Genomic DNA, 5,884 nt, shown 5'->3' on the forward strand with positions numbered 1-5,884 from the left:
CCTCGTCAGGAAGTCTCGTCTGGTCACCCAAATACCGAAGCAGGCGCGCGACCTGTCCGCGGCGGCCAAGGGTCGGGATTATCACTGCGAGTCTCATGCTCGATCCAGTTTCGGTTCCCGCCGAACCTAGACCGACGAGGGGACCGAAACAGCCTGCATAAAAGGTGACGGAAGCAGCTTGGCCTACCCCCGGACACAGGCTTTCGGAGTATCCCTGTAAACGACCCACAGCCATAAGTATTAGATAGGCATGCGTCCGGAACAGCCTGTAACCGATCGTACAACTTGCCGGGGCAACAAGATGGAATGGAGACTGCTGGCCTGACGAGGCTAGGGGGAACCATGCTCCACGAACGCTCTTCCGATTTGGCGGTCGCGGCCAAGGTCGATGTGCCCATCGAGGAGTTCCCGGCCGCACCGGGGCCTGCCGTCGACAGGTATGCGAAGATAGCGGTCGTTCATGACTGGTGTCCGAATTTCCGGGGAGGGGAACGGGTTCTGGCGCAAATCTGCAAGCAGTTCCCCAATGCCGAAGTCTTCACGCTTTTCGATTTCCTGCCGCCCGAGGTGAAGGAGCAATATTTCCACGACGTGGAATTCCATACCTCCGCGGCCAACCGGATCCCGATGGTCCAGAAATTCTATCGATCACTCTTCTTCTTTTGTCCCTTCCTGATCGAACAGTTCGACGTGACAGGCTACGATGCGGTGATCTCGTCTTCGGCCGCATTTTCGCGCGGCGTGATCACCAGGCCGGACCAGCCGCATCTATGCTATGTGCACAGCCCCGTCCGCTACGCCTGGGACGAGCAGTTTTCGTATCTTCAGCAAGGGCGGCTTGGCTTCGGGCCCAAGGGAATGCTCTATCGGTACATGCTGCATCGCCTGAGGACGTGGGACACGAGAACCGCGCACGGTCCGGACCTGATGCTGGCGAATTCGAACTATGTCCGCTCCCGAATCCAGCATATTTACGGGCGCGCGGCGCGCGTCGTTTTCCCGCCGGTCTCACTGGGGGAACTGCCCTGTGTGGAGGACAAGGACGATTACTACGTTTCGGCGTCCTTCCTCGCCCCTTACAAGCGCACCGACCTCGTCATCCGGGCCTTCAACGAGATGCCGTCGCGGCGACTGGTCATCGTTGGCGAAGGACAGCAATCAGCCAGCTTGCGGGCGCTTGCTGGTCCCAACATCACCTTCTCGGGTTACCTGCCCCGGAAAGACTATGTGGACACCCTGGCGCGGGCGAAGGCGATGGTCTTTGCGGGCTGCGAGGATTTCGGCATAGCGCTGGCCGAGGCGCAGGCCTGTGGGACGCCGTTGGTCGCCTTCGGCCGCGGCGGGGCCGTCGACATCGTACAGCGCCTGGGATCATCCCCCGAGCCGACAGGGGTCCTGTTCAAGGCTCAGACCGTCGAGCACCTCAAGGAGGCCGTCGAACGGTTCGAAGCGAACAGCCATGCCATCACACCCCGCGCTTGCGCCAGGAATGCCGGACGCTTTTCCGAGGAGAACTTCGACCGCGCGATCCTGGAATCACTCGGGGCCGTCCAGGCACTTCACGAGATCATGTGAATTCGCGAGCCCTGACGATCTTCGCTTCCGCATCGACGCCGTCCGCGGCCGCCATCGCCTTGAGATAACGCAAGGCCGTCGCCCTCCAGCTGTATGCCGAGGCTCTCGCCCTTCCCTTGCCTATCATCTGCAGTCGCAAGGCCTGGGAACCGCGAAGCTGCGCGAAACTGTCGAACCATGCGTTCGGGTCGTCGGGCGGTGCAAACAGCGCTGCGCCGCCGCAGACTTCAGGCAGGCTGGCGCGGTCGGAAACCACCACGGGGCAGCCGACGGCCATCGCCTCAAGGGCCGGGAGACCGAAGCCCTCGGTGAGCGAGGGGAAAGCCAGGCATAGCGAGTCCCTGAGCAGGGCCGCCAATTCGCCATCGGAAACGCGGCCGAGCCAGTGGATGTTTCGAGCTTCGGTCCTGGCCGTCCCTGACCTGAAGACGCGCGAATCCGACATGCCGACGATCGCTATTCTGAGGCCGGCCTCGCCAAGACGATCAGCCATGTTCAGGAGGAGATCCACATTCTTGTGGGGCGCGGCACTGCCGATCAGGACAACGGTTTCCCGCGAGGCCGCCAGCCGTGTCTGTGCCGAGTGTTCAGGCTTCCATCGCAAGGCATGCTCATGGCCGTTCGGCGCGACGAAAGCCCGTTCTGCCGGGATGACGCCGCGGCGAACCAGTTCATCCAGGGAGTAGTTGGAAACTGTAGAAATTCCGCACGCCGTCTTGCCGAGGCCGGGCAACAGGTTCCTGTAGAGAAGCTTGAAGGCAAGGGAGTAGCTCTGCGGGGCATTCCAGACATTTGCATCATGGATGCAGACGATATGCTTGCGGGAAAGCAGCGGCCCGGTGTTGCAGAGGCTGAGCAGTCCGCTGCCATCGAGGGATGAGGCGAGTTGCACCTGCTCCCAGACATGCCCGCTCGTGCGGCCGATCTCGCGACGTTCGATGAAAGCTAGCGGGATGTCCCCGGACCCGGGCGGACAGCGCAGACTGAGTTCCAGGCCGCGGGCGAGCGGCTCCTGTTCCGCGATCAAGGCGTCGAGAGAGTGGACGACCTCGCGCGCATAACGCTGGACACCTGTTGTCGGCTGGGAAAGAAAACGCCCATTGATGGTCCAACGCCGCGCCATGTCGTCCCCCTTTCGAACCATCAATGTGGAGCCGGAAAGACGCCAGGTCACCATGGCCATCGGGTCATCCGGCTAAGCGGCAATCATCCGGATAGGCGAGGTCGGACAGCGTGCCTACCTCAAACGTTTGAGGGCCTTGGTGCCCCCGGGGATGCTAGTCTGGCCCAAGGTGCGGGAAGGACCGGGGAAGGGGGACATGGGCAAACTCGAGTTCGACACGACGGAGTCGCCGCCACCAAGACGGGCCAGACGGGTGAATGGACACCGAGGCGATACACCCCTGGCCAGATCTGCTGCCGACGGCGCCGAATTCCTGATCGGGCATTCGGCTGCGGTGTGCGTGGACCCGGAAGCGCCGAGACGACGCTGGACGATAAACGGAGACTTCACGACGCTTCGGCCGACCGGAGTGGCCCGCTACGCCCGCGAGGTCACCTTGGCTCTCGACGCCCTCATTTCGGAAGGGCATCCCCTCGGTCGCGATCTGGAAATCGATCTCGTGGTGCCGCGCCCGCTTTCCGAACCTCTCCGCCTCGATGCCATCTCCGTGCGTGTTGTTCCCGAATTCAACAGGCCGCGACTTCCCCAATTCTGGGTGCAGGCGCAGTTGCCCTGGCATGTGCCCGGAGGATTGCTGAGTTTCTGCAACCTTGCTCCGGTCGTGCTGAGGCGCCAGATCGCGTGCATCCACGACATGCACACCAGGCTCATGCCGTCGAGCTACGCGCGGGGGTTCCGGTGGGCGCACCGCCTGATCCTGCCGGCACTCGGCAGGCGGGCCGCCCGCATCACCACGGTCTCGCAACTCTCGCGCAGCCATCTGGTCGATTTCGGGATCGCGCCACAGCAAAACATCGTCGTCACCTACAACGGCAGCGACCATGCGAAGAGATGGGATGCCGCGAGATCGTCTCTGGTCGTCGACCGGGGCAGGCCGTATGTCCTTTGCCTTGGCAGGCGGGACCAGGAATACAAGAACATGGGGCTTCTCGCCAGGCTGGCCCCACTCCTCGACGGGATGGGTCTCGACCTCTGGATGCCAGGCGATGTCGACGAGACCACGGTCCTGAGGTACGTCCCGGAAATGCCCGGAAACATCGTCCTCCCTGGCCGCATAGGGGATGACGACTTCAAGAAGGCGCTCGAAGGCGCCCTGTGCTTCCTGTTCCCGTCACGGATCGAGGGCTTCGGGCTGCCCGCTGTCGAGGCGATGGCTTCGGGCTGCCCGGTCGTGGCCTCGACCTCGCCGTGTCTTCCCGAAATCTGCGGGGATTCGGCCCTCTATGCCGATCCCGACGACGTCCAGTCATGGGCCGAAGCCATCCGCCTGCTGATGCTTTCCCCGGACTTGCGGCAACGGCTGGTCACCAAGGGGCACGCGAGGGCGAGCAGTTATTCCTGGCGGTGGATAGCGTGGAAATACCTCGAACTGATGGTTCAGGTCGACGCCGATTTCGGGGAGTACGGCAGTTGACCGGCAGCCAGTACAAGGATTGATCTCCAGGAGATCACGATGAACGAGCGGCCCGACCCGCACGACCTACGCGCCGCGAGCAGACAGGCATCCGCCAGCTTGCTTCTTTTCGACAACTCCCTGTCGATCCTGAACAGGACTGGCGCCTACCACATTGCCAAGGACCTCACCGGGGAATTTGTCCCGGGCCAGGCCAGGGTCCGCTACTGGCGGCTCGGTTCCTTCGCGCCCGAGGGTCTTGTCCGCAAGATAGTCGCCCGGCTGATGATGCTGGAAATCAACTGGCTCCGCGACAGCGAGTTTCTCCTGATCCGTGACGGCGTCGAAGAGCGTGGCTTCCGGCTGTTTCTGGATCCGCTCTACGTCCTGAGGTCACGCCTGACCGAGAATGATATCGTCCTGTGCCACGATGTCGGTCCGCTGACGCACAAAGACCTCTACGGCGAACGGACTTGCGCCAACTACCACCTCGCTWACGAGAAGATCCGGCGCATCAAGCCGGGGGTCGTCTTCGTCAGCAATTTCTCTGCACAGCAATTCAAGTCTCTTTTTGGCTCCGGTTTCCGGTTCCTGACGACAATCCCGCTGTATCTGCGCACCGAACTGTTTGACGGCCCGGCGGAAGCAATCTCCGGCTTGAGCAGTCGGTATTTTCTTACCGTGGGCGCGTTCGAAACCCGCAAGAACCAGATCGCCGCCCTGAAGGCGTATCGGGACGGTGGATTCCATCGTGAGGGAATAGAATACGTCTTGTGTGGGTCGCGTGGCGATGGTCATGCAGAGACCGCGGAACTGGCGGGATCCATCGCCGGAGTAAGGCTCATGGGCTACGTGCCCGATGCACAGCTGCGCTGGCTCTATGCGAACGCCGAGGCATTCGTGCTGCCGAGCCTTCTCGAGGGTTTCGGGATGCCTGCATTGGAGGCCGCTTACATGGGATTGCTGCCTATAGTGTCCGCGGACAGTGCGCTCGTKGAGGCGGTGGGAGGCCAATGCTTGCAGGTGCCGCCGAACGATCCCGCGGCGATCACAGACGCGATGCGAAAAGCACTTTCCCGAAGCCCTGCGGAGAAAGCGGAAACAAGCCGCTCGCTGCGCAACACGGCGTCAGCTGCAACCAAGGATCGGTTTCTCCAGCAATGGAGGGATTTGCTGACCGCAGACGCAGCCAGACGTGCAGGTTTGCGCAAACTGTAGGCAACAAAGCCCATTGGCTGAAATGCCCGGCTAGGCCGTGACCTTGCACTCGCTCGCAGTGAGCTGACGGATTTGTGGCGATGGTATCCCGCAGCGGTCAGGTCAACGGGCTTTTCGGCGCAGATCAGCCTCATAAGGTGCGCCGCCGGACAAGGCTTCAATTGCCGAACGCCCGGCCACCCGCAGGCGCTGACACACCCAAAAAGAGGTGTTCTTCAGCCCATAGGTTGAGGCGAAGAAACGGACAGGTGGTTCTATAGTGCACTGCACTCACTCACTCACTTGAAAGCTACGGGTTCTTATGCAGTCCCAAAAAACGCAAACTGAAACCGTGCTTGAGCCTCAGCTCCGATCGCATCGATGGATCAATGGCTACGACCACGCGCATGCTGTGCCAAGCACCAAGCGAATTCGGATTGGCCTGTTAGGGCAGTTTGGCGTCGGCAACTTCGGCAATGACGGCTCACTCGAGGCAATGATCGACACGCTCAGGCGGATTTGCCCCGAGGCCGAAC

The 5,884-nt window shown here is 61.8% G+C and carries 5 protein-coding genes; 4 read left to right on the plus strand and 1 reads right to left on the minus strand.

What is annotated here, in order from left to right; all coding sequences use genetic code 11:
* Positions 1–342 precede the first annotated feature (342 nt).
* Positions 343–1,575, plus strand: coding sequence for a glycosyltransferase (locus ACXJ7R_RS22850; RefSeq protein WP_457153831.1), 1,233 nt, complete (start codon positions 343–345; stop codon positions 1,573–1,575).
* Here the strand turns inward: ACXJ7R_RS22850 and ACXJ7R_RS22855 are convergent.
* Entirely contained in the window at positions 1,568–2,758 is a 1,191-nt protein-coding gene (locus ACXJ7R_RS22855) for a glycosyltransferase family 4 protein (RefSeq protein WP_457153832.1), read from the minus strand. The genes ACXJ7R_RS22850 and ACXJ7R_RS22855 overlap by 8 nt on opposite strands.
* Before the next feature lie 136 nt (positions 2,759–2,894).
* Here ACXJ7R_RS22855 and ACXJ7R_RS22860 point away from each other — a divergent pair, with 136 nt between their 5' ends.
* From ACXJ7R_RS22860 to ACXJ7R_RS22870, 3 genes are all read left to right on the plus strand, one after another.
* Complete coding sequence (locus ACXJ7R_RS22860) at positions 2,895–4,172, plus strand: glycosyltransferase family 4 protein (protein ID WP_457153833.1); 1,278 nt, start codon at positions 2,895–2,897, stop codon at positions 4,170–4,172.
* 39 nt (positions 4,173–4,211) lie between these two features.
* Entirely contained in the window at positions 4,212–5,369 is a 1,158-nt protein-coding gene (locus tag ACXJ7R_RS22865; RefSeq protein WP_457153834.1) for a glycosyltransferase, read from the plus strand.
* Between the two features lie 301 nt (positions 5,370–5,670).
* Positions 5,671–5,884: hypothetical protein (locus tag ACXJ7R_RS22870; protein WP_457153835.1), on the plus strand; the 214-nt coding region annotated here is incomplete at its 3' end.

This window comes from Mesorhizobium sp. P5_C1 (genome assembly GCF_054049815.1).

Bases quoted from the DNA above. Each gene is read 5' to 3' on its own strand.
- ACXJ7R_RS22850 (WP_457153831.1), top strand. From the start codon at position 343: ATGCTCCACGAACGCTCTTCCGATTTGGCGGTCGCGGCCAAGGTCGAT.
- ACXJ7R_RS22855 (WP_457153832.1), bottom strand. From the start codon at position 2,758: ATGGCCATGGTGACCTGGCGTCTTTCCGGCTCCACATTGATGGTTCGA.
- ACXJ7R_RS22860 (WP_457153833.1), top strand. From the start codon at position 2,895: ATGGGCAAACTCGAGTTCGACACGACGGAGTCGCCGCCACCAAGACGG.